Genomic DNA, 21,238 nt, shown 5'->3' with positions numbered 1-21,238 from the left:
ATTTTAGGGCTAGGGAACGTAAAGCATCAGGGTCTTTTCCGTCGTCTGCCCTGCATTGTCCGTAATCGTAAGTACAAAGTCGTTGTTACACTCGTTGGCAACCATGAACAGCAGCGATACGAACGGTGTGATGGAGATCGTGGGAAGCACGGTCTTGTCCTTTACCTCTTCGTTGACGGGGAATCCGAACTGCTTGAGAGCGTTGGCGACCTCTTCGGGCGAATTATGGCCTGCGCCGGGAACGTCGCATAGGTCGAATTCGGCGGGGATACCAACGCTGAGCAGCTCTTCGGGCGTCAGTTTCTCGGAGACGATCTTGACTACGAGCGATTTGATGCCGGCTTCGGCTGCGATGTTGATGTCGATGGGGGTATCCTCGCTTATCGTGTATCGCTTATCGATGTCATATCCCTCCCAAACGACTGTCGGGGCGTTGTTTTCATGCTCCGGATCGACGATAAGTGTCAGCGATGCCGAGGAGGTAAGGCCCTTGGCGTCGGTCATCGCGAAGGCAAAGGTATGCGTACCCTCGAAACCGGGGTAGAGTTGTTTCATGGCGCCTGCGATGTCGAAACTCTTCGCCTTTGCGCCTTTCAGGTCGTCGCCCAGCGGGAAACCGAGGCCCGATAGAAGCGTGTAGGCGGGATCCGACGAGCCGATCGCGCAGAGGTCGAATGCGGGGCCTCCGATGGAGGCTACCATCCCGGTCAACTGGGCATTGTCCGAGGAGATTGTCAGCACGAACGATTCGATGCCGTTGGACGAGGTGAGGTCGAACACGAACGGCTGGGTATAGTTGCCTTCGGCGTCGAACATCGAAGCCATGAGCCGGAAGGGTTTCGTGAGGTCGTATCCGGGGCATTCGAGGGTCGGGGCGATGGGGAAGGCGGGTTCTTCGTCGTTGTCGGGGTCGCCGACCGGGATTTCGTCGTCCGCTACGAAGCCGTCGACCGTGATATCCAGCTTGATGTCGCCCTTGTCCGAGTAGGTGATCACGATCGAAAGTTTGCGCCATTGCCCGGCTTTGACATCGGAGATCGTTTTGTTGATGCGCACGGGGGTGTCGGGATCATCGGCGAAAGCGCCTTCGAGGTGCAGTTTGAGCGTGTTGCTCTCGGCCTGCGGCAGGAAATAGGCCGCGCGGGTCTCGGACTTTTCGAAGGTCATCGCCGTCTCGCCCAGCGTGACGGTCGACTTGGTGGCGTCGGTGAGTTTGTCGGCGAGGTCTTTCGAGCACATCAGCGTTACCTTGATGTTGTTCAGCGTGCAGACGATCTCGTCGATGGGGGTGGTTTTGTTCTTTTCGATCGCAAATTCCTGCGAACCGAAATAAACGGGGTGCTCCCAGGCGGCGGCCTGCATCGAGGCGGCCTCTTCCGAACGGACCTCCATCGTGTAGCTGCCCACGGCCAGTTCCAGGCGGCCCGTCTCGTTGATCGAGGCCATCAGGTCGCCGTATTTCTCCTTAAGCACCGACTTCTTGGATGCGTCGAGGATCTCGACGATATAGGCGTCGACATCGGGCTGCACTTCGTCCGCACGTGTCTGAGGCTTCGCCGTTTCGTCCGACGTGTCGCCGGGCTTGGTCTCGGTATCTGAGTCGATCACCACGCGCATACTCATGTCGGCCAGTGCCAGGTAGCCTTTTGCGTTCGGGTCCGGGGGTGTCGTTCCCGGGTCGTTTTTCTTGTAGGCGGGATCTTCGTTCACACAGCCTGTCGCGAGCAGCGCCGTCGCTGCGAATGCGGTCAGAATCTTGGAAAAAGTTTTCATATCTCGGTATTTTTATTTGCGTTATTCGATGGCCCCCTCGTTCAGTTCGAGGTCGAGCTCCTGCGTTTCGGTGTATCCTTCGCCCAGGGTGATGGTCAGCGTCGCACTGCCGGCTTTCTTGGCGTCGAGGGTGAAGATGTGGCGCGTGGCTGGGCGGGTCGCTTCGAGCGGTTCGGGCGTGAAGGTGTAGAGCGGACCGTCCGACGTGCCGTCCTGGCTCTGGCCCCGGGCCGTACCTTTCACGGTGAGCGTCGTCCCGGCCTTCACCCAGACGGACTCCTCCTCTTCCCCGTCGCAGGGGCGGAATGTGAATTCGCCGCCCGATCCGGTCGTCAGGGTGAACTCGGCGTTGTTGTAGTACTTTTTGAAAGCCTCGGTGGCGCGCACCAAAGCCTGTGAATTGCAGACCTTCGCCGTGATCTTTGCGTCGCAGACGCGGCGGGGCTGGACTACAACGTCGACCGAACCTGCGTAATAGGCCTTGTCCAGACCTTCGGCTTCGGGATCGCCGTAGGTGATCGAAACCGTGTAGCTGCCTTCGACGAACGTGTAGGCCGTCTCTTCGGCGTTGTAGGCCGCAACTGTTGCCCACGAGCGGTCGAAATCGGCCCCCGTGATGCGCAGGGCAAAGTCCTCTCCGGCGGGTGTTGCCGCCGCACGGGTCATCCCCTGGGCAGAGGCCGTCGACGAATCGATCGTGAGGTCGGCCTCGCAGGCGATGCGGATCGTACCGCCGTCGCCCCGGGGCGTCGTGTCTTTCTCTTGGGAGCATCCTCCGGCTGCGATGGCCGCCGATGCAAGGATATAAAGCAGTTTTTTCATGGCGGTTATTCGTTGACGATGGATACTTTGATATTGTCGAGGTAGACATCTTCGTAAGCGAATCCGAGCGCAGTATTCGACCCGTTTGTTTTCCAGGCGATACGGCTTGTTCTGCCGAACGAGGAGATCGTCGTTTCGTGTGAAGTCGGAATGTTGTCGGCCGACGCCGATCTGTTGTCTGTCAGTGTGATGCTTGTACTGTTGTTTATCGGGGAGTTGAGATTCGTTTCGGTCGAAAGGCCTACGGTTATTTTCATCTCCTTGCTTTTGTTTTTCTTCCAGTCGCAGTTGAAAGTTACCTTGATCCGGGGCGTCTTGCCCTCTTTGATGGAGGCAAAGGGAGGTGTGTCGATGCGTGAGTGGTAGGGACCGCCGATGTTATTGTACATTCTGAGGTTTGCGGATTTCCCGGCCTCTATTTTCAGCCGCTGGCCTCCGACCCATTCGGGAAGGCCTTGATTGGATAAGTCGTCGCCCGCCGCCGAACCGGATGTGGAACTGCCGCCCGTAAACGAGGCTGCCTTGCTGAAATTCTCCGCCAGCAGATAGGGTACGGCGAAAGCGGGTGTCTCGTTGGCCTCCTCGGGTTTGATCGTGCCGATCTGTAATGTTCCCGATACGACAGCGCTTTCAGATTCGTACTGCACCGTAACGGTTTTATCCGAAAGGTTGTCGGTCCACGACGGTTTGAGGACCATCGTGTAACTGCCGTCGGCGTCCGGCGTAAATTCGCGGACATTCGAACCGTTGTCGAACAGCGAACCTTCGGGAGCCGTGAGGGTGATTTTTTTAACTTCTTCGCCCAGCGTCGCCGTGCCTTTGTCCGCAGGCAGCGAGAACGTGAGGCGCGTATAAAGGAGGCCGATGGCGGGAATGTTGTAGGCGATCGGGGTGGTGTGGCCCGCAGCGAAGTTCTTGCCCGCGATGTCGCGCGGTTCGGATTCCCCGACCTCGCAGATGGCGGTGACGGTTACTGCTTGATCGGCGGAGAGTTCGGTCGGCGCGATGACGGCGAAGACCACGTCGCCCGCATCCTTGGGCTCGTCGAAACGCAGCGTCAGCGTGCTGCTGCCGCTGGTAAGGGTCGGTGCGGCATCGGGTTTGGCCGCGTCTACGGTCATGCGTCCAGTGACGGGCTGCGGGAAGGCCAGGGTGATTTCCGAGACTTTTTCGCCGAGGTCGTTCTTCGGAATGCGGATTTTCAGCACGTGGACCTTGTGGCGGAACTGGAATTGCACCGTATTGCCGGTGTCGTCCTTTTCCAGGGCCGGGGCTGTGACAGGTTCGGCGACCATCACATCCCAGTCGCCGTTGAACGCACCGTTCTGTACGGCGGGGATCAGGTAGGTAGCCTCCGTGCCGTTACTTTCGGCCGGAGCGGGCGATACGGCATAATACGTATAAGTGTCCTCGGGCATCGGTGCGATGTTGCCTGTGAACCTGGCCGTGTTGTAGGCGGCGTTATAGTGGTAGAGTTTGAAAACCTGCTTGTCGAGTGTAGTCTCTGACCGGGAGTTGACAGCCCAGAGGGCGATCTGGTCGTCCGACGACCATTTGACCGATACGCCGTCTTCGCCGAGTTCGGTGCGGGTTTTGTCTTCGGATTCGATGTCGATCTTCGGGCCGGAGCCTACCGATACGCTGATGGTTCCGGTCGCGGGCCGGGGGTCTGCATCCGAAAAATCGGAGCATGACGCGAAGGCCAGAGGCAGCGCGAGCAGAATTGTCCGGAAATTTATTCGCATAGAGTAGAGTCTTTTATCTGAATGTGTGCAAAAATAGGCACGCATTCCGTTTCCCGGAAATAAATTCAACGAACGCCATGATTTTCATCATGAACAGGTTGCTTTTTATCTTCTCGTACACCCTGTTTCGGCGTGTGGAAACGACAAACCTCCCTGCCGGAGACAGGGAGGTTTGCAGGATTGTCCGGAGCTTTGCTCCGGGCGGTTATCGGGCTGTTAGTATATCCACTCGATATCCTTGACATATAAATCATTCTCTGTGCCGTTCAGGTAATCGCCATAGCGGCTGGTTGCACAAGAGATGATGATAGTGTAGTTTCCGTCCGGAGCGGCAGCGTCCTTGTCGTAGTAATTGAGCGGAATGTTCAGCAGCGTGTCGGAGTTGGCATTCGCGTCGGGGTAGGCCACACCGTAGGCGATCAGACCGCTTTTTTCCGCTTCGCTCAATCCATACAGGGATTCGGGATTCCATACGCCCGTCGGGGCCGCTTTGTTCCCGGAGGCTACATTGTGCCGGGCACTCCAGTTGATAATACATACGATAATGCTTGCCTGGTCCTGCCCCGAGGTAATCGAGGAATGGTAGGAATCCTCCCACTTTTTGTAGAATCCGCTTCCCGTAACATCGAATGCCGCTTTGTAGGTCAGTTTCAGTCCTGTCGGACGGGAGGTGTAGGTGTATTTCTGCCCGAATTCGACCGTGCCGGTCTGTTGAAGCAATGCGAATTGGAACCTGCCCGTAAATAGGTTGCCCGGGGCCAGAATTCCGATCAGCGAATTCTTCCGTCCCTGCATGTAGGCATACGGAGAGGAAAAAGTACAGAGAGTTGCGGCGAAGGTATTGTTACCGCTGCCCCAGAAGGTAGCTTTCGAACTGTCTTTCGTGAAACAGGTACTGCCCGATGTGAAACCCTCGATCACGTCTCCGTCGGATTGTTCCGGTTTGAACGTTCCCGTTTCTTCCAAAGCGCCGTCGACGAAAAGTTCGTATTCGTAGGTCTTTTGTGCGAAGACTCCGGCGTTGGAATTCGGAATGTATATCGTGTGTCCGCTGTCGTTCGTGCCCTGGCTCCAGACGTTGTCCGCCGTGATAGCGGCTTCCCATTTTCCGTTGGCGGCGTCGACGGCCGTAGCGGTCAATTCATGCCAGTCGGATGTGCCTTTTACCTTGTAATTCAGCGAGACCGACTGTGCCTCCGGATCGATGGCATGGATCGACAGCGTCGCCGTATTGGCCCACAGGTCGCTTGCCGAACACTCCACCTTGTTGCACCTGAAAACCAGGGATTGGGTCTCCGTATTGCCTGCCAGGTCGACGACCGTGACGTTGAAGGCGTGATCGCCGTAGATCAGGTCGCCCAGTCCGTCCTTCAGCATGGGAATCATGGGAACGAGCCGGGTAATGTCGAACAGCGTGGATTTTTTGTACTGGATCTGGGTCGTGCAATGCAGCCCCAGGTTGGAATAATTGATGCCGATGGGCAGTTGGGTTTCGTTGAACAGGTCGAGGCGTCCGATTTCCATGGCATTCAGGGCCGGGGAAACTACGTCCACGTACAACTCCGCAATACCCGCCGGGGCGTTGATCGTGATTACCGCGGGGTAATCGAGTTCCATGTCGCCGTTTTCGTCGAGGATTTCGTGCGGTATGTCCATATCCTGTCCGGGCCAGTCGAAGGAGGGCTTTTCGATCTCCGTGAAAGTCGGGACAGTGGTTCGTTTCAGGCGATAGAGCTCGCCGGCCGCGAATTCGGGCAGGCCGGAGAGGTCGATGCTCCCGATTTGGTCATTTGCCGTGATGATGTCCAGTTTCAGACTTTCGTATTGGCCTTCCGGCAGGTTGAAATAGGCGTGCAGGTTGTTCAGCGCCGGGGCCGTACCTTCGTCGAAAGTCATGGCAATCACGTTCGACGTTACCGGAATTTCGTCCTGGGTGCTCGTGTCGAGACTGCCTGTGCCGTCGGTCGAGCTGTTGAACCGGGCCGAAGCGATGGGATGGTTCTCATCGGCCGTCAGCAGCAGCGCTTTTACCTGGTCGCTTCCTCCGGAGATTTCGAATTTCAGGATCGAGGTCAGTCGCTTGAGGGTGAAATTCAGTTCTTCGGTCGCCGGGTCGATGGTCCGGGTCGCCGTGGTGACCAGCGGATCGTACCGGTGGTTGAAGTTATTGCCGTCCTGCGTGCGTAGGTTCCCGAAGGGAATCTTGAAGTCACTGCCCGAGTAGGAACTTTCGATGTGGGGCGAGAAGGCATGGAAGTTTTGCGACCCGGGTGTGATTTCGGTTGAGAATTTTTTGGTTGCACTGCTGTAAGTGGCCTTGGCGGGTGTATTTCCATAGAGCAGGGTCATCTCATTCCCGTCGTCCCAGCGGGAGACGAACGTTCCGTCGCCGATGTGGATGCTGGTGCGTGTTTCGGCTGCGGGGGCCGAACTGCTGCTGGTATCCGGGTTCTCGGCGGTAAATTCGATGCGGATTTTGTCGCCCGTTTCGGGGCTGTCGGGATTCTGTTCCTCGATACCGTCGGAACAGGCGGCCACCGCTGTCATGACAGCGATAACCGGCAACGTGCGGAAGATTTTTTTCATGGTTCCGCCGTTTAATAGTTGTAGGAGTCGTCGTAGGACGAGAGTTCCGTTACTCCCCCTCCTCCGTTTTCGGGATCGCCGCTTCCGGCAAATCCTTTTTCTACCCGTACGTCGATTTGTTCAATCAGGGGTGCGACATACCGCAGGCCCCCTCCCTCTCGGTTGGTGGTTACTTTCTTCATAGTCAAAATCTGTTAATTGCGTCGAAAGCAAATGTAGGGAGGTGATGGGTCAGATGAAAATAAATTCAACGAACAGGCCGATCTTTTCAACGAACAGACCGATTTAAAAAACAACGACAGGGCTGAAATGCTGTAATAAAGAGCGTATTTGTGTATGCAAATAGCGAAAAAGGGCCGTCTGAATTCTCAGACGGCCTTTTTCAGGTCGGATCGGCTGCTATTTTACGTACTTGTCGAGCCAGCCGAAGAATTCTCGGTTCCAGACCAGCGCATTCTGGGGTTTGAAGACCTGGTGCGCCTCGTTTTCAAACGCTACGAGCCGCGCCGGGATGCCCAGCACGCGGGCGGCCGTGAAGGCTTCGAGCGACTGGGTGTAGGGGATGCGGAAGTCCTTTTCGCCGGTGAAGATCAGGATCGGCGTATCCCACTTCGAGACGAACTTATGCGGCGAGTTGGCATAGGAACGTTGTGCCGTGGCGTTTTTCGTGTCCCAGTAGGGGCCTCCGTAGTCGTTGTTGACGAAGAACAATTCCTCGGTTTCACCGTACATCGAGTCGAAATCGAAGATACCGCAGTGGGCGATGAAAGCCTTGAAGCGCTTCTCGTGGCATCCGGCGAGGAAGTAGACCGAGTAGCCGCCGTAGGAAGCGCCCACGCAGCCCATGCGGGTTTCGTCGGCCCAGGGCTCTTTGGCTACGTCGTCGATGGCTGCGAGGTAATCCTGGATGTTCTGGCCTGAGTAGTCGCCCGAAATCTGGTCGAGCCACTCCTGTCCGAACGAGGGCAGGCCGCGGCGGTTGGGCGCTACGACGATGTAACCTTGCGCGGCCATCAGCTGGAAGTTCCAGCGGTAGCTCCAGAATTGCGATACGACGCTCTGCGGACCGCCCTGGCAGTAGAGCAGGGTGGGGTATTTCTTCGCAGGGTCGAAGTCGGGAGGAAGAATCACCCACGTCAGCATTTGTTTGCCGTCGGTGGTCGTCACCCAGCGTTTCTGCACCTCGCCCATTTTGATGTGGTCGTAGACGGGTTTGTTGATGGCTGAAATCTGCGTCAGTGTGCCGTCGGCGGGATTTACGTCGAAAAATTCCGTAGCCATCGAGATCGTGCACAACTCGGCGGCGATCGTCTCCCCGGCCATCGTGAAGGCGTTGATGTCGTGGTCGCCCTTGGTGAGGACCTCCACTTCGCCGACCGACGGTGCGACGCGGCAGATCTGATGCGTAGCCTCGATCGGGGCGATGAAATAGAGGCGGTCGTTGCCGCTCCACACGACGTTCATGGCGTTGTAGTCGAAGTCGGCGGTCAGATCCTGCATATCGGCAGTCGTGCAGTCGTAGACGAACAGGCGGGCTTTGTCCGACTCGTTGCCCGCACGGCGCTGCGAGAGGAAGGCGATCTTGCGATCGTCGGGCGACCAGACGGGGTATTTATCGTAGCCGACCATTTCGGCCAGGTCGAGGCAGGCCTCTCCTTCCGCAGCGGAATTGCCGGTCAGGGGTTTACAGATGTTTTTGGTTTCGCCCGTCGCCAGGTCGTAGACGAAGATGTCCGAGTCGGTCGATACGGCGTAGGCGGTTCCTGTCAGCGGCTTGCAGGTGTAGGCCAGCTTGTCGCCGGCGTTGCTCCAGGCGATCTCGGCCATGTCGAAATAGGGGGCCAGCGGAGCGTCCCATGCAGCTTCAGCGCCGATGATGTCCACGCCGGACTTTATCCCTTCGGAACCGAAATCCCCGACGAAGATGTGCATGTATTCGCCCTCGTCCCAATAGTCCCAGTGGCGGGCCATCAGGTCGTCGTAGATACGGGCTTTCGACTTGTCCATGTCCTTGTAAACGTCCGACGACCGGCGGTCGGCGACCTGTATGCGCTGCACGTACCACGCTTTGTCGCCTTTGGGGCTGACGCCGAAGCCTTCGATATCCTTATCCAGGTCGGAGAGCTGTTTGGCATTCGCGCCTGCGGCGGTCATCTCCCAGACCTGCATCGAGCCGGAGCGGTCCGAGAGGAAGTAAATCCGGCTGCCGTCGGCGCTCCATTTCGGGGAGACGTTGTTCGACGTGTTGTCCGTCAGGCGCGTTACGGCCTTCGAGGCCAGGTCCTCGACCCAGATTGTGGTCACGCCGCGGTTTTCGGCCATGTTGTAGTCGGTCTGCTGGTAGAGAAGCGTCGTGCCGTCGGGCGAGATCGACGAGCCGCCCGCGCGGCTCATCTTCCACATCACCTCGGGGGTGAGACGCCCGGCGGCGATCTCTTCGGCCGTCAGCGCATTGTCGATCTTCAGGGGTTCGGGGCGTTTGTTGCATCCGCCCAGTCCCACAGCTGCAATAGCCATCATCAGGAGAATTTTTTTCATTTTTTGAGGTTTCTTATGTATATTTGGTGTCGTTACGACACTTTTATTTGTCGGGAAGATTTTGCAAACCGCACACAAATTGGGTTTGCGCCCATCTGCCTTTTTTTGTATCTTTGCCATCAAATCTTTCGAACATGAACCGTACCGTCTTTTTTGCCGATAAGGCCGTGATGTTCACTGCCGAAGCCCCCGGCGGGGCCTGGTACGTCGTTGCGACGGCGGCCGGCGGCGGCATATCACGCGCCAAGATACTGAATTTTCTCGAATCGAACAACTCCGTAGCCGTCGTTACGGACGATCCCGACGCGGCTTTTGCGGCCTTTGCCAGGGAGTTTGCGGCGGTGGAGGCTGCGGGCGGCGTGGTGGTGAACGACTGCGGCGAATGGCTGATGATCCACCGCAACGGGCGCTGGGACCTGCCGAAAGGCCATCTGGAGTGCGGCGAACGCATCGAGGAGTGCGCTGCTCGTGAAGTCGAGGAGGAGACGGGCGTAGCGGCCGAAGTCGTGCGTCCGCTGTGCGAAACGCTGCACGCCTATTATTTCCCGAAAACCGGGCGCTGGGAGTTGAAGCGGACCCATTGGTACGAACTGCATACGCCGAGGTGCGCCGGACTGACGCCCCAGACCGAGGAAGGGATCGACGCCGTGGCCTGGTGTACGCCGGAGGAGGCTGCAAAACGGGCGGCCGACTGCTACCCGACGGTGCGGAAAGTGCTGGATAAGCTCCGGGCGGCGGAATAGATACCCCTTTTTTTAAATAGGCCGGCGATGCGGTAATACCGCATCGCCGGCTGTCGTTTTTTGAAACGCTTTGTTTGCTGTTTCGGCCTTTTAGGCGAACAGGTCGTTGAGCGATTCGCTCATGCTCGGATGCGTGTAGACGGAGTTGCTCAACTCGTGTGCCGTGACGCCTTGTTTCATGGCCAGCGCTACGGTATTGATGACTTCGCTCGATTCGGCCCCGAAAAGCGTGCAGCCCAGGATCAGGTCGTTGTCGGCGTCGATCACCGCTTTGAGGACCCCTTCGGCCGAGCCCAGGATGCGGGCCCGGGGGAATGCGGCGACGGCGATTTTCCGGACCCGGATATTGCGGCCTGCCTTGCGGGCCTCCTCTTCGTGCATGCCGACGTGCGAGAGCGGCGGTTCGATGAAGACCGAATAGGGGATCGGGCCGCGGTTAGCCGTGGTGCGCGCTCCGTCGCCGAACAGTTCGTCCCGGATGATCCGGTAGTCGTCGAGCGAAACGTAGGTGAATTGCAGCCCGCCCGTCACGTCGCCGATGGCGTAGATATTCGGGGCCGTGGTGTGCAGGTGTTCGTCCACGACGATCGCTCCGCGGTCGTTGGTTTTGACTCCGGCCGCTTCGAGGTTCAGCCCTGCGGTGGCGGGTTTGCGGCCCGTGGCCAGCAGCACGGCGTCGGCTTCGATCAGGGACGCTGCGCCGTCCTGCGAAACAGCGACGCTGACGCCTTCCGCCGTGTCGCGGAAGGACTCCACCTTGACGTTCATCCGGAACGAGACGCCCTTCTTCTCCAGCACCTCGCGGACGGCCTGCGCGATGTCGCGGTCCTCGCGCGGAATCAGCTCCGGGAACCCTTCGAGCACCGTGACCTCCGAGCCGAAGGAGGCGTACATCGACGCGAATTCCAGCCCGATATACCCGCCGCCGACGATGACCAGCCGGTGGGGCAGTTCGTCGAGTTCCAGGATCGACGTACTGGTGTGGACGCGTTTGCTTCCGGTGATTCCGGCAATGGGCGGAAGCACCGTTTCGGCTCCGGTGTTGATGACGATTCGTTTTGCGCCGATCTGCACGCTTCCGTCGGCGCTCTTCACCTCTACGGTTTCCGGCGAGAGGAACCGCCCTTCGCCCGTGTAAACGTCGATATGGGGATCGTCGGCCAGTTTGTGGAAGTTTTTGTCGCGGAGCAGGCCGACGAGCGCGGTCTTTGCGGCGACGGCCTCCTTGTAGTAGGCCCGGCGCTGTTCGAAGGTGAGCGGATGACCTGCGGCTGCGAGCCCGGCGCTGTGGATCAGCGCCTTGGTCGGTATGCAGCCGACGTTGATGCAGGTTCCCCCGTACATTTTATCCGAGCGTTCGACCATGGCGACGCTCCAGTCGTGTCCGGCCAGTTCGGCGGCGAGGGTCTTGCCTCCTTTGCCGAAGCCGATGATGATGGCATCATACTTTTTCATAGCTTCCCGTATTTGATGGCTCCGGTTGCCCGGGGCAATATTTTATGGTATAAAGATCGCCGTTTTGCGACTGCCGGGCAATGGCCGGAATGCCGCATGTGTTGGCTATATTTCCCGTATGGCAAATTTCGTGCTGCGGGCTACGCCTCCGCGGCGGTTTTGAGCCGGCGGCGTACGGCTTCCCGGTATTTGCGCGAGATTTCGATCGTCGTCCCGCCGATCTCCACGTGTGCCGGGCGGCAGTTGCCGAGGCGCGCCGTGTTGACGATAAAAGAGCGGTGGATGCGCAGGAAGCGGCTGTCCAGCTGCGCTTCCCATTGCGAAATACGGGTTTTGGTCCGGTAGGCGTCGCCGGTGGCGGTATGAATCCATACCTCGTCGTCGTTTGATTCGATGTAAAGGATTTCGGCAGGGTCGAGTGTGATTTTCCGGCGGTCGGAGACGAAACTGATCGAAGGGGCGTAAGGCTGACAGCGTTCGAGGTAGTTTTCGAGAACCATTTCCGGGGCGATGAATGCTGTCAGTATCAGCAGGATAAAGGGCGGGTTAAGCAGCAGCCCCGGCATTTCGCCCTCGCCGGCCCCGAGCACCAGCGCATGGCCCAGTATGAGCGAGAGGTATTCGATGCCGAGGATCGCCAGTGCGAGGTAGACGGCGTTGAGGATTCCCTGTCCGCGTTTTTCGAACGACAGTTGCGGCACGAAGTAGCGGGCCGCGAGCATGCCGGGCAGGAACAATACGCCGAGCAGCAGGGCATCGGCGAAAAGATACCCCAGCCCGGTGAGTACGAGGGCGATGACGAGTGTGGCCGCGAGCCACCAGGCGATGGGCAGAAACTGTTTCATCCGAAGAATCCGTTTCTACAAATATAGGTAAATTCTGCCCTCGGTGTCATTGCCCGGCCCCGTAAAAAATGCTTCCGGGGCCGATCGGAGGGATTCGACCGGGTGACAGCGGGATTCGACGGCCTGTTTTTTCGCCGTACGGCGGCTTTGCGGCGTATCTTTGCAATACGGGAATAATCCCGCAATGACTTAAAACTTTTGTGTTATGTTCGATTTGTTTCTTCAGGGCGGAACATGGGGGATGTCGATCCTGACCGTCGAATTGATCTGCATGCTCTTCGCGGCGTGGAAAGCCCCGGCATGGGTCAAAGAACTCGGCCTGCTGGCGTTGGTGAGCGGTATTTTCTACCAGATTCTCGGTATGTTCCAGGCTTTCGGGGTCATCCAGATAGCCGGGGATATCTCTCCGTCGCTGCTGGCAGGCGGGTTTAAAGTGTCGTTTATTGCAGTGATGTACGCGCTGCTGATCTACGCCGCCTCGCTGGTGATCCGCATGTTGCAGAAGCCGCGGATCTGACCCGGGGCGAAACCGGGTTCTGCGCGCCTTAGGTCCTGGATGAGGCGGGGGCAACCCTTTGTCTGTCAGATAGGCATATTGCTCCTGCCGAGGAGTTTTTCCTGTGTGTCGTAGGCCTCGGCGATCAGTCCGGGCGGGTAGTCGTACAACTCCAGGATGCGGATGGCGTTGCGTGTGGTGAGCGGCCCGGTGTGCAGTTGGTAGTCGAAGACCAGTTGCCCGTCGGCCACCTCCTCGCGGAAATGGTGCAGCTCGTAGCCGTCGCCGCGCAGCAGTTCCGCCAGTTCGATGTCGTGCGTGGCCGCCAGTACGATGTGCGGCCCCCGGTTGAGGTGTGCGAGTACGGCTTTGCCGGCCGCGATGCGTTCGGTGCTGTTCGTCCCCTTGAACAGTTCGTCGAGTACGAAAAGGCACGGCGCCGGTTGCTCCGCGGCTTCGAGCAGGCGCTTGACGGTGAGCACCTCCTGCAGGTAGTAACTCGTGCCTTCCGAAATGTCATCGGAGATGCGGATCGAGGAGTAGAGCCGCATGTAAGGGATTGTGAAACCCTCGGCGAAGCAGGTGCAGATCGTCTCCCCGAGCAGGGCGTTGAGCATCACCGTGCGGACGAAGGTGGTTTTGCCTGACATGTTCGACCCGGTGAGCAGCAGCCCCGTGCCGTCGAGCGTCAGGGTGTTGGGCACGCAGTCGGCGATGAGCGGGTGAACGACCTGTACGGCTTCGAGGTATTTGCCTTCGACGAATGCCGGGCGGCAGGTCGGCGCTTCGCGGCGCAGGCGCATGACTGAAATGGCCGCATCGGTCTCGCCGATAAACCGGAACAGGTCGTGGATGGCGTCGCGGTGGGCCGTGATGCTGCCGATGAAGCGGTGGAAAAGGATGACTTCGATGTTAAAGGCGATCTTCACCAGTTCTATCACCAGCCAGACGATGGCCGCGAAGTCGTTGCCTCCATCACCCTGTGTGCCGACGATGCGGCTGCGCTGTTCGACTTCGGCGACCTGGCGGATCGGCTGTGTGGCCTCGTCCGAGCCGGGAACCTGCTCCGACGCGAGATAGCGGGCTGTTTTCAGGGCGGCGGCGAGTTGCCGGACCGCAAAGGCGTAGCGGGTGATGTTGATTTTGTTGCCGTAGTGAATCACCACGTTGACGGCGTAAACCGCGATGAAAAGCAGTAACAGCAGCGGGTAGAAGGGAGCGAGCAGCAGCGAGACTATGGCGACGGCGGTCAGCGTGTAGACCAACCCGATGCGGCGGACTTTGGCCGGGGTCTCGAAAATCAGCCGCTGGAAATCGTAGGCGTCTTCGTTCGAGAGGCGCGAGAGGTGTTTCTCGCACCGCTGCGTCAACGCGTCGTCCTGCTCGAAAATCTCCGTCCGGCGGTCGAAATCCCGTGCATCTTCCTCGCCCCGGAGCGTTCGCAGCCGGGCGTAGAGATATTGCTGGCCGACTTTGGAGGTCGTGCGGTCGATTTTCTCGAACACGGCGTTCAGGTCGAGGTCCGCGGTCGTTTCGGCGTCGATGGTCTGGAAGGCGTCGTCCCGGGTCGGGCTGTTGTAGAAGTAACTGCTGACCTGGTCGAAGTTGTATGCCGCAGATTCCTCTTCCGGGCTGCGGGACGGTTTGAGCAGCGAAGCGATGTAGTCGGTCGGTTTCATGCCGTATCGGTTATTTTAGGCCGCTGTCGCGGTGAATTTCAAGGTGCGCGCTACGCCGTGCAAAAACCTGCGGCGCGGGCCTTGCGGCGGATGATTCTCAGCCGAAAATGTCGCTCTGTTTTGTATGAATACAACAGGCTGGTCCGGGATATTTGCCCTTCTAAACCTGCGGAGCGGCGTTCATCGCCTTGGCGATGCCCTCGGCAATCTGGTCGATGGCGCCTTGCAATTTGCTGCCGATCATCATTTTCATCATCATGTTCAACTCGATATGCAGCACCAGCCGCATGCGGGTGTCGGTATCCGAAACCTTGTGGAGTTGAATCCAGAAGGCGAAGTCCACGGGTACTCCTCCGTCGTCGCCCACGATCTTGACATGGCGCGGCTCGACGCGTTCCTCCATGCGGAGGCGGACGGTGAAGCCTTTGGCTTTGAACGAACAGGTGTCTTCGGTGGCCTGCCACTCCTCGACGCGCTCGGCAACGGCCGGCGTGAGGTTGTCGAAGCGGCTGATGACGGCGTAAATCTGCTCGGCGGGACGTAGAATCTGGTGTTGTTGCGAAGTGTATTCCTGCATGGTGACGTTATGAGTTATAATGTAGTATCGGTGTCGGGCGCGGCCCAGAAACGGGCTGCGTCGGAGGTCCGGACGGCATCGGCACTCTTGAATCCGTCGAATCCCGCGGGCAGCAGTTTGATGGCGCGGCCTTCGTATTCGACCTCCTTATCGTATCCGGTCTCTTCCCAGCAGACGAACCAGTAGAGGTTCTTGGCCCAGTAAGAGAGGTAGTTTTCAGCGTCGCGGGTCCCGAGGAGCCGGTGGACGACCATCGGTTTTTCGTCGATGGTGCGCTGCCGCATCTCTTCGAGCGAGAGCACTTCACCCTCGGGCGAGGTGACGTAGGACTGCATGTCGGAGTCGATCATGGCCCATTTCTGCCGCTCGGGCAGCCAGGCGATGTTCACCACATGGCAGTCCGAGTCGAGCGAATCGGCCGGAAGGCAGGTGACGAAGCGGTTCGTGATACCTGAAGCGAGCAGGAGTTCGTGGAGCAGGATCGAGTGCAGGCGGCAGTTGAAGGCCGGTTCCACCGTGCGGGTATACTCCCACAAACGGGTGGCGTTGCATACCTCGGGGTAGATTTCTTGGTTGGCGTGAGGGATATTTTCGGCGACGAAGGTTGCCAGCGCGAGGGTGTTGTCCCAGGTCGTGGCCGTCGGGTCGACCAGTGTGTCGAGGCGGAAATAGTCGCGGATTTCCCGGGCCCGGACAGTATCTTGTATATACGTGAAACGGTAGTCGGCGTCCGGCTCGGCAGCGTAGGGACCGGCTTTGCGCAGTAACTCCGTGCGCTGTTGTTTTTGCAGGCCGGTCAGGTAATCGACGGCTTTTTCGCGGAAGGCGAAACGGGCCAGCAGAAAGAGAATTACGAGCAATCCGATGAGTGAAAACAGGACGATGCCTGCGATTTTGACTGTTTTTTTCATGGCTGGGAATCCGGTTGCCGCAGAGATAGCGCAGGCCGGGTGCAGAACCGGACGCAGTTTGTTTTGCCGGGATGCTGCCTGTCTGAGCGGGTTTTATGTTCGGCAAAGATAGTGTTTTTTCCGATGCGGACAACATCTGGGCCTTCCTCGTCTGTGCAAAATGAACATGACGGCCCGATTCGGGCCGTCATGCAGGTGTGTTTTCACCGGCGGGTACTCATTCGCCGAGGACTGCTTTCCGGAATCTGACGAGGTCGATGTCGTCGGCGATTTTGCGCGCGAAGAGGTAGGGCTGCGTCCTTCCCCCCCCCGGTGTTATGTGCAGTGCGGCCAATCGGTCGATGTCCGTATTGTCGAGGACTTTCGGGCCGATGGGTACGTTCCAGTCGGCGAACATCAGCGACTGGCGGGTGTTGTTCCCGGCCAGCGGCGAACTGCCCAGGATCGTATGGAAATAGATTTCGTCGCCGCACGACGTGTAGCGGAAGAACCGGTTGTAATCGGGATGTGTCCGGGCGTATTCGAGCGCGTAGTCGCGCAGGCGGTCGGTGATCGTGATCCAGTTACACCCTTTTTCCAGGGGCGGGACCTTTCCGAAGAGCGGGTTGCGCGCCGGGCGGAAATGCTTGGCGTATTTGATCCTGAGTTTTTCGCGCAGGCTCCGTTTTCCGCCCCAGCGCAGGACGGGAACGTAGTGCGCCGTGCGGACCTTCCCGTAGAACTCTTCGAGGTTCAGGTCGGGTTGCATGGCCACGAACTCCGTGTTTCGGGCGTAGCTTGCGGCCAGGAATTCCCGGATATACGTCATATCATACAGCGGCAGGGTGTCGCCCGACAGCAGGACGATATAGCGGTAGTCGCCGCTGCGGGTCGCTTCGTAGAGCCGCCGCATGCAGCATATCTGGCCGTAGTCGCCCCAGCGGATGTCGATGCGGGGCATTACGAAGCGGACTTTGCCGCTCAGGGCGGCGAAATCCTTCATCCGGGCTTTGCGGTCCACATGTACGAAAATCCCGTTGCCCGGGACCGACAGCCTGTCGATGAGTTCCTGCAAAACCGGCGTGTACTTGTGGCAGATGATGCAGAACGCGATGCGGAATTCGCTCATCGGAGAGGCGTTTAGTCGATCTCGAAAGTCCGGGCCGTGTCGCTGTCGACGGTGATGCGCACCGTCATCACGTTGTCCGGAAGCAGTTGCTCGATCTTTTCGGGCCACTCCACCAGGCATAGGTCTCCGGAGTAGAAATACTCCTCGTAGCCGAAGTCGAAGGCTTCGCGCAGGTCGTTGATGCGGTAGAAATCGAAGTGGTGGATACGCCGGTTGCCTTCGCCCTTGTACTGGTTGACGATGGCGAAAGTGGGGCTGGTTACGGTGTCCGTGGCCCCGAGCTGGGCTGCGATTTCGCGGATGAGCGTGGTTTTTCCGGCGCCCATCTCGCCGCGTAAGGCGACCACCGTACGGCGGCCCAATGACCGGATGATCGCCCCGGCGACCTGCGGGAGCTCGTCCTGCGAGGTGATGTGAATGGTTTTCATTTATTGCTTAGGCTTTAAAACGATATACGGTACGATCATCTCCTCCATCGAAATGCCGCCGTGCTGGAACGTGTTGCGGTAGTAGCGGATGTGGCGGTTCGCATCGTTGTTGTAGACCAGGAAATCGGTGTTGTAGGCGAAGATGTAACTCGACGTGAGGTTGCTCGACGGCAGTTGCACGTCCTCGGGTTTCAGGATTTCGTAGACTTCGCGGGAGTTGTAGGCCAGGTTGCGGCCCGTCTTGTAGCGCAGATTGGCCGAGGTCTCGCGGTCGCCGGTAACCTTCACCGGGTTGTCCACGCGGATCGTGCCGTGGTCCGAAGTGATGACGACGGTGTGCCCCCGCTCGGACAGCAGCTTGAGGATGGTGAAGAGGTCCGAGTGTTCGAACCACGAGCGCGTCAGCGAGCGGAACGCCGCATCGTCCTCGGTGAGTTCGCGGATGACATCGGTTTCGGTACGTGCGTGTGAGAGGATGTCGAGGAAGTTGTAGACGATGACCGAGAAATCGGCGTCGTAGACCTTTTGTATATTGTCGACCAGCTTGCGGCCCTGCTCGGCGCGCACCAGTTTGTCGAACGAGAACTTCCAGTTTTTGCCGTTCTGGGCCATCAGTCGCTTGAGGAATTCCTCTTCGTACTGGTTTTTGCCGCCCTCCTCGTTGTCGTTGAGCCATTTGTTGGGCATCAGTTTGTCGATCGCGAGCGGCATCAGTCCTGCGAAGACGGCGTTGCGGGCATACTGCGTGGCCGTGGGCAGGATGGCGCAGTAGAAATCGTCCAGTGCCACGTCGTAGTAACCCCTCAGCAGCGACGAGATCGACCGCCACTGGTCGTAGCGGAAGTTGTCGATCAGCAGCAGCGTGGTTTTCTCGTTTTCGTCGGCAACGGGGAAAATGTTGGTGCGCATGAGCGTGTGCGACATCACGGGGGTGTCGTCGGAGCGCTTGTTGATCCAGTTGTAGTAATTGCGGCGTACGAATTTGCAGAATTCCTGGTTGGCTTCGCTTTTCTGGTAGGTCAGCACCTCCTGGATGCTCTGGTCGGTGGATTCCGACAGTTCGACCTCCCAGGTGGTGAGTTTGCGGTAGAGCGCACACCAGTCCTGGAACGTATCGGCCATTTGCAGCGAGGACGAGATGCGTCCGAACTCTGAACGGTAGTCGGCCGTCGTCTGCTCGGTCACGAGCTGCTGCTGGTGTACGTTCTTCTTGATCGAAAGCAGCACCTGGTTGGGATTGACGGGTTTGATGAGGTAGTCGGCGATTTTCGATCCCACGGCCTTGTCCATGATGTTCTCCTCTTCGCTCTTGGTGACCATGATCACGGGCGTTGTCGGACGCACCTCCTTGATCTTGGGAAGGGTTTCGAGCCCCGTCATGCCGGGCATCATTTCGTCGAGGATGATCAAATCGTAGGCTCCTTCGGAGGCCATGTCGATCGCGTCGTATCCATTGTTGCAGGTGTCCACTTCGTACCCCTTCTGCTGCAGGAACAGCACGTGGGGTTTGAGCAGTTCGACTTCGTCGTCGACCCAGAGTATTTTGACCATACCGTTATTCGGATTTAGAGTTTACAAAATTAGTGATTTTATTATCAAACGCAAAAACCGCACGGTTTATTGGCCCGGCCGCCGATTAAATACTATCTTTACTCCGATAAATGACAAAATGACGACAATCGTGCTTAAAACAGAAAAGTCCCGTATCGACGCGGTGGATGCCCTGCGCGGCTTTGCCGTGATGGCGATCCTGCTGGTACACAGCCTCGAACACTTTATCTTTCCGGTTTATCCGGCTTCGTCTCCCGCCTGGCTCGCCGCCCTCGACGACGGCGTTTTCGCCGTCGTATTCGCCCTTTTCGCGGGCAAGGCCTATGCGATCTTCGCATTGCTTTTCGGTTTCACTTTCCACCTGCAATACGCCGCCCGGCGGAGCCGCGGGGAGGACTTCGGATGGAGGTTCCTCTGGCGGTTATTGCTGCTGGCGGGTTTTGCCACGCTCAATGCCGCCTTCTTTCCCGCCGGGGACGTGCTGCTGCTGTTCAGCATCGTCGGGGTCGTGCTTTTCGTTGTCCGGCGTTTGAATGACCGGACCGTGCTGATCCTGGCGCTGTTGTTCCTGTTGCAGCCCGTCGAATGGTACAACTGCTTCCGCGCGTTGGTTGACACGGGTTTCGCCCCGCCCGATTTGGGCGTCGGGGCCATGTACGGCGAGGTTGCGGCCTATACGAAGGACGGTAGTTTCTGGCAGTTTGTTGCCGGAAATGTCACCCTCGGGCAGAAAGCCAGCCTGCTGTGGGCTGTGAATGCCGGACGGTACAGCCAGACGGCGGGCCTTTTCCTGCTGGGATTGCTGCTCGGTCGCCGGGGGCTGTTCCTCGATTCGGCGGCGAATGTGCGCTTCTGGGTGCGGACGCTGATCGTCGGGGCCGTTGCCTTCGTGCCGCTCCAGGCCCTGCACGGGATTTTCGGCGAAGCAACGGCGGCCCGTATGGCTGCGACGGTGCTGGACATGTGGCAGAAGTTCGCCTTTACGGCCGTGCTCGTGGCTTCGTTCGTGCTGCTCTACCGGACGGCCCGTTTCCGCCGGGCGACCGACAGCCTGCGTTTTTACGGGCGCATGAGTCTTACGAATTATATCGTACAGTCCGTCGCCGGGGCTTTGATCTTCTTCCCGTTCGGCTTGGGCCTCGCTTCCCGGTGCGGATATACGCTGAGCCTGCTCGTCGGCCTTGCGGTCTTCGTTTTGCAGGTGGCTTTTTGCCGCCGGTGGCTGCGCAACCACCGGCAGGGGCCGCTGGAAAGCCTCTGGCATCGCCTGACGTGGCTTGGCTCGAATTAGATATTTATCCGTCCTGCGGTCATATTGCCGGACACGGTTTTGGCAGGCGTTTTGCTCTCCCGAATAAACAACTGATATAGAATATTTTAATTTTGGCCCGGGTTTTGCCCGATGTTTGTTATCACATTGTGAACCTGCAAACTACACGGTTGCCGGAAAAAAATGAAAAAAAATAGCCGATTGTTGGCGGATATGTAAATAAAGCGTATATTTGCAGTCCGAATCATTTGGATGAACTTAATTTTAAATACAATATAAACATGACAAAGGCAGATATCGTAAGCGAAATCGCTAAGAGCACCGGCGTTGAGAAGGTGCAGGTGCAGGCTATCGTCGAGGCTTTCATGGACAGCATCAAGACGTCGCTCACCCAGAAGAACAACGTGTATCTCCGTGGCTTCGGCAGCTTCATCGTGAAGAAGCGTGCCAAGAAGGTTGCCCGCAACATCTCGAAGAACACGACGATTACCATTCCCGAGCACAACATCCCCGCTTTCAAGCCCGCCAAGAGCTTCGCGGCGAAGGTGAAATAACGGATAAATCAAGAACCTCTAAAATTTAAGGACTATGCCAAACGGAAAGAAGCATAAGCGTCACAAGATGGCTACCCACAAGCGGAAAAAACGTCTTCGTAAGAACCGCCATAAGAAAAAGTAGGGTAGCACCTTCGTGCTAACGATAGATAAAGCT

18 protein-coding genes are annotated in these 21,238 nt (G+C 58.2%); 4 read left to right on the top strand and 14 right to left on the bottom strand.

The features are described from left to right. Positions 1-9: 9 nt before the first annotated feature. From KG007_RS02990 to KG007_RS02965, 6 genes are all read right to left on the bottom strand, one after another. Positions 10-1,773, bottom strand: coding sequence for a DUF4493 domain-containing protein (locus tag KG007_RS02990; RefSeq protein WP_213347300.1), 1,764 nt, complete (start codon positions 1,771-1,773; stop codon positions 10-12). Positions 1,774-1,794: 21 nt separating this feature from the next. Further along, positions 1,795-2,595 carry a DUF4493 domain-containing protein gene (locus KG007_RS02985; protein ID WP_213347299.1) on the bottom strand — a complete coding sequence of 267 codons (801 nt, stop codon included), beginning with the start codon at positions 2,593-2,595 and terminating at the stop codon, positions 1,795-1,797. A 5-nt stretch (positions 2,596-2,600) separates the two neighbouring features. Beyond that, on the bottom strand, positions 2,601-4,340 hold the full coding sequence (locus KG007_RS02980) for a fimbrillin family protein (RefSeq protein WP_213347298.1): 1,740 nt from the start codon (positions 4,338-4,340) through the stop codon (positions 2,601-2,603). Between the two features lie 216 nt (positions 4,341-4,556). Then, positions 4,557-6,926, bottom strand: coding sequence for a PCMD domain-containing protein (locus KG007_RS02975; RefSeq protein ID WP_213347297.1), 2,370 nt, complete (start codon positions 6,924-6,926; stop codon positions 4,557-4,559). A gap of 11 nt (positions 6,927-6,937) precedes the next feature. Next, complete coding sequence (locus KG007_RS02970; RefSeq protein ID WP_195458525.1) at positions 6,938-7,108, bottom strand: hypothetical protein; 171 nt, start codon at positions 7,106-7,108, stop codon at positions 6,938-6,940. Between the two features lie 217 nt (positions 7,109-7,325). After that, a complete protein-coding gene (locus KG007_RS02965; RefSeq protein ID WP_213347296.1) occupies positions 7,326-9,464 on the bottom strand; it encodes a S9 family peptidase in 2,139 nt (712 codons plus the stop codon). A gap of 134 nt (positions 9,465-9,598) precedes the next feature. Between KG007_RS02965 and KG007_RS02960 the strand changes: the two genes are divergently transcribed. Next, a complete protein-coding gene (locus KG007_RS02960) occupies positions 9,599-10,207 on the top strand; it encodes an NUDIX hydrolase (RefSeq protein WP_213347295.1) in 609 nt (202 codons plus the stop codon). Between the two features lie 90 nt (positions 10,208-10,297). On the opposite strand, the gene KG007_RS02955 is transcribed toward KG007_RS02960, so the two are convergent. Beyond that, positions 10,298-11,662, bottom strand: a complete 1,365-nt coding sequence (locus KG007_RS02955) for an FAD-dependent oxidoreductase (protein WP_195458522.1) — start codon at positions 11,660-11,662, stop codon at positions 10,298-10,300. Between the two features lie 140 nt (positions 11,663-11,802). Beyond that, positions 11,803-12,507, bottom strand: a complete 705-nt coding sequence (locus KG007_RS02950) for a LytTR family DNA-binding domain-containing protein (RefSeq protein WP_195458521.1) — start codon at positions 12,505-12,507, stop codon at positions 11,803-11,805. A 205-nt stretch (positions 12,508-12,712) separates the two neighbouring features. On the opposite strand from KG007_RS02950, the gene KG007_RS02945 reads away from it, so the two are divergent. Further along, positions 12,713-13,024 carry a hypothetical protein gene (locus KG007_RS02945; RefSeq protein ID WP_213347294.1) on the top strand — a complete coding sequence of 104 codons (312 nt, stop codon included), beginning with the start codon at positions 12,713-12,715 and terminating at the stop codon, positions 13,022-13,024. A 65-nt stretch (positions 13,025-13,089) separates the two neighbouring features. Here the strand turns inward: KG007_RS02945 and KG007_RS02940 are convergent, their stop codons facing one another. The 6 genes from KG007_RS02940 to porX form a co-directional block, all read right to left on the bottom strand. Next, the gene (locus KG007_RS02940) at positions 13,090-14,682 is read right to left on the bottom strand and encodes a MutS-related protein (RefSeq protein ID WP_213347293.1); all 1,593 of its coding nucleotides are present in this window, start codon (positions 14,680-14,682) and stop codon (positions 13,090-13,092) included. Positions 14,683-14,842: 160 nt separating this feature from the next. After that, complete coding sequence (locus KG007_RS02935; RefSeq protein WP_213347292.1) at positions 14,843-15,259, bottom strand: SRPBCC domain-containing protein; 417 nt, start codon at positions 15,257-15,259, stop codon at positions 14,843-14,845. Positions 15,260-15,273: 14 nt separating this feature from the next. Further along, positions 15,274-16,170: a transglutaminase domain-containing protein gene (locus KG007_RS02930; RefSeq protein ID WP_213347291.1), complete on the bottom strand. Its 897-nt coding sequence runs from the start codon at positions 16,168-16,170 to the stop codon at positions 15,274-15,276. Between the two features lie 217 nt (positions 16,171-16,387). Next, complete coding sequence (locus KG007_RS02925; RefSeq protein ID WP_213347290.1) at positions 16,388-17,278, bottom strand: beta-1,6-N-acetylglucosaminyltransferase; 891 nt, start codon at positions 17,276-17,278, stop codon at positions 16,388-16,390. Between the two features lie 11 nt (positions 17,279-17,289). Further along, positions 17,290-17,706: a tRNA (adenosine(37)-N6)-threonylcarbamoyltransferase complex ATPase subunit type 1 TsaE gene (gene tsaE / locus KG007_RS02920; RefSeq protein ID WP_195458515.1), complete on the bottom strand. Its 417-nt coding sequence runs from the start codon at positions 17,704-17,706 to the stop codon at positions 17,290-17,292. After that, positions 17,707-19,257, bottom strand: coding sequence for a T9SS response regulator signal transducer PorX (gene porX / locus KG007_RS02915; protein ID WP_195458514.1), 1,551 nt, complete (start codon positions 19,255-19,257; stop codon positions 17,707-17,709). It abuts the gene before it with no gap. 127 nt (positions 19,258-19,384) lie between these two features. On the opposite strand from porX, the gene KG007_RS02910 reads away from it, so the two are divergent. After that, complete coding sequence (locus KG007_RS02910) at positions 19,385-20,548, top strand: DUF418 domain-containing protein (protein WP_394369652.1); 1,164 nt, start codon at positions 19,385-19,387, stop codon at positions 20,546-20,548. A gap of 260 nt (positions 20,549-20,808) precedes the next feature. Next, positions 20,809-21,081 (top strand): HU family DNA-binding protein, encoded by a 273-nt coding sequence (locus KG007_RS02905; RefSeq protein WP_019149670.1) that lies wholly within the window; start codon positions 20,809-20,811, stop codon positions 21,079-21,081. Positions 21,082-21,238 lie beyond the last annotated feature (157 nt).

It is taken from the genome of Alistipes montrealensis, assembly GCF_018362775.1.
In the GTDB taxonomy this organism is placed as follows: Bacteria; Bacteroidota; Bacteroidia; order Bacteroidales; family Rikenellaceae; genus Alistipes; species Alistipes montrealensis.
The sequence above is the reverse complement of the archived record's forward strand: the minus strand, read 5'-3'. Positions and strand labels throughout refer to the sequence as shown.

Bases quoted from the DNA above. Each gene is read 5' to 3' on its own strand.
- KG007_RS02990 (WP_213347300.1), bottom strand. From the start codon at position 1,773: ATGAAAACTTTTTCCAAGATTCTGACCGCATTCGCAGCGACGGCGCTG.
- KG007_RS02975 (WP_213347297.1), bottom strand. From the start codon at position 6,926: ATGAAAAAAATCTTCCGCACGTTGCCGGTTATCGCTGTCATGACAGCG.
- KG007_RS02925 (WP_213347290.1), bottom strand. From the start codon at position 17,278: ATGAGCGAATTCCGCATCGCGTTCTGCATCATCTGCCACAAGTACACG.
- porX (WP_195458514.1), bottom strand. From the start codon at position 19,257: ATGGTCAAAATACTCTGGGTCGACGACGAAGTCGAACTGCTCAAACCC.
- KG007_RS02965 (WP_213347296.1), bottom strand. From the start codon at position 9,464: ATGAAAAAAATTCTCCTGATGATGGCTATTGCAGCTGTGGGACTGGGC.
- KG007_RS02950 (WP_195458521.1), bottom strand. From the start codon at position 12,507: ATGAAACAGTTTCTGCCCATCGCCTGGTGGCTCGCGGCCACACTCGTC.
- KG007_RS02980 (WP_213347298.1), bottom strand. From the start codon at position 4,340: ATGCGAATAAATTTCCGGACAATTCTGCTCGCGCTGCCTCTGGCCTTC.
- KG007_RS02945 (WP_213347294.1), top strand. From the start codon at position 12,713: ATGTTCGATTTGTTTCTTCAGGGCGGAACATGGGGGATGTCGATCCTG.
- KG007_RS02985 (WP_213347299.1), bottom strand. From the start codon at position 2,595: ATGAAAAAACTGCTTTATATCCTTGCATCGGCGGCCATCGCAGCCGGA.
- KG007_RS02930 (WP_213347291.1), bottom strand. From the start codon at position 16,170: ATGAAAAAAACAGTCAAAATCGCAGGCATCGTCCTGTTTTCACTCATC.
- KG007_RS02935 (WP_213347292.1), bottom strand. From the start codon at position 15,259: ATGCAGGAATACACTTCGCAACAACACCAGATTCTACGTCCCGCCGAG.
- KG007_RS02955 (WP_195458522.1), bottom strand. From the start codon at position 11,662: ATGAAAAAGTATGATGCCATCATCATCGGCTTCGGCAAAGGAGGCAAG.
- KG007_RS02905 (WP_019149670.1), top strand. From the start codon at position 20,809: ATGACAAAGGCAGATATCGTAAGCGAAATCGCTAAGAGCACCGGCGTT.
- KG007_RS02970 (WP_195458525.1), bottom strand. From the start codon at position 7,108: ATGAAGAAAGTAACCACCAACCGAGAGGGAGGGGGCCTGCGGTATGTC.
- KG007_RS02940 (WP_213347293.1), bottom strand. From the start codon at position 14,682: ATGAAACCGACCGACTACATCGCTTCGCTGCTCAAACCGTCCCGCAGC.
- KG007_RS02960 (WP_213347295.1), top strand. From the start codon at position 9,599: ATGAACCGTACCGTCTTTTTTGCCGATAAGGCCGTGATGTTCACTGCC.
- tsaE (WP_195458515.1), bottom strand. From the start codon at position 17,706: ATGAAAACCATTCACATCACCTCGCAGGACGAGCTCCCGCAGGTCGCC.